This is a genomic window from Bradyrhizobium sp. CFUWI (assembly GCF_056429085.1).
On record NZ_JBWJZE010000093.1, the window covers coordinates 1 to 1,486 of the forward strand.

Annotated in this window: 2 protein-coding genes; one reads left to right on the top strand and one right to left on the bottom strand. The window is 62.6% G+C overall.

Translation table 11 applies throughout. The features are described from left to right. Positions 1 to 20: 20 nt before the first annotated feature. Positions 21 to 1,141, bottom strand: a protein-coding gene (locus AC066S_RS38795) for an IS630 family transposase (protein ID WP_478271911.1) whose coding sequence is annotated in 2 segments (ribosomal slippage) — positions 21 to 313 and positions 313 to 1,141 — 1,122 coding nt in all. Because the reading frame shifts where the segments join, the coding sequence is not laid out codon by codon here. Between AC066S_RS38795 and AC066S_RS38800 the strand changes: the two genes are divergently transcribed. Then, entirely contained in the window at positions 1,109 to 1,441 is a 333-nt protein-coding gene (locus AC066S_RS38800; RefSeq protein ID WP_347338668.1) for a LexA family protein, read from the top strand. The genes AC066S_RS38795 and AC066S_RS38800 overlap by 33 nt on opposite strands. Positions 1,442 to 1,486: the final 45 nt, after the last annotated feature.

Genomic DNA, 1,486 nt, shown 5'->3' on the forward strand with positions numbered 1-1,486 from the left:
CTAGTAGCCCTGCACAGTGATTATGACTCTTTGGAAGAGTTGGGATAGGCGCGGCCCATTTTGGCTCGGGCCGTGTCCGTGTTGAACATCCATTTGATGCGGGAGCGTGCGGCATTCCTCTGCCGTTCCCAGGCGGCGATTTCGCGGCGCAGTCGCTTGGGGTCGTCGATCCTGCGATCGAGGCACTGTCCGCGCAAGACGCCGATTTCGATCTCGACCATGTTGAGCCAGCTTACGTGCTTGGGGGTGTAGTGGAACTCAAGCCGGCGCAGTATCCGTCTGGCTTCGGCAGGCGGGAACGCCTGATACAGGCGCCGGCGGAGTGGGTCGATAGATTGTTTTGGACGACCCGGATGGTCTCGGCGTCGGGATAATGGACGTCGACGAGTTCGCGCATGCATCGGGCGTAGTCTTCTGCCGCACGGTGCTCGGTGACTTTGACCTTGCGCCAGGGGCGATGCACGTCGAGCAGGACGAAGAGGTTGACGGTGCCATTGCGCCGATACTCGTAATCGTAACGTTCGAGCCGGCCGGGCTCGGCGGGGATCGGCTGACGTGCCTCGCCGATGAGCTGCACCGGGCTTTCATCGAAGCACACCACCGGGTGCTCGGGGTCGGGCGCCTCGGCGTAGAGATCGAGCACGTCTTCCATGCGGGCGACGTATTCGCCGTCGACCAGCGGAATGCACCACATGTCTTTGCGCCAGGGTTTGAGACCATTTTCGGCCAGACGCCGCCGAACCGTCTCGCGAGACAGGCTCTTGTGCTCGGTGAGCTTGACCATCGCACCTGCCAGCAGCTTGAGCGTCCAGCGGGCGCGGCCCTTGGGCGGACCGGCACAGGTGGTCGCCACCAGCAGAGCTTCTTCCTTGCCCGTGAGTTTGCGCTCCGCTCCGGGGCGTGGCTCTTCGCTCAGCGCCCGCTCCAGATTGCCCTCCACGAAGCGTCGCTTGGTCCGGTACACTGTCGAGCCGCCCACACCAACGCTCCTGGCGATCTCTTCGTCGCTGGCCCCGGCATCGGCAGCCAGCAAAATCTGGGCCCGCTTGAGCTTGCGAGACGCATGCTTGCCACCGCCCAGCAGCGTCTTGAGCTCGGTGCGCTCGACTTGGCTCAGTTCGACCCGATAGCGTACATTCATGCTGGCCTCCTTGATCGAGGCGAGCACGAACAACTGAATCGGATGGCCGGCGTGAGTCCTTCGGCAAAAACCTTCACGCCCAAACAGGGGCAGTACCTTGCCTTCATCCACCTCTATACGCGGCTGCACCGCAGGCTCCCGGCGGAAACCGACATGCAGGAATATTTTCGCATCAGCCCGCCCTCAGTTCACCAAATGGTGCTGACGCTGGAACGCGCCGGCCTCATCAGACGGCAGCCAACGACGCCTCGCAGCATCGAGGTTCTCGTCGATCCCAAAAGCCTGCCGGAGCTAGTCTGACCGCCCCAGATCCAACCAGTCAAAATCACTGTGCAGAGCCACTAG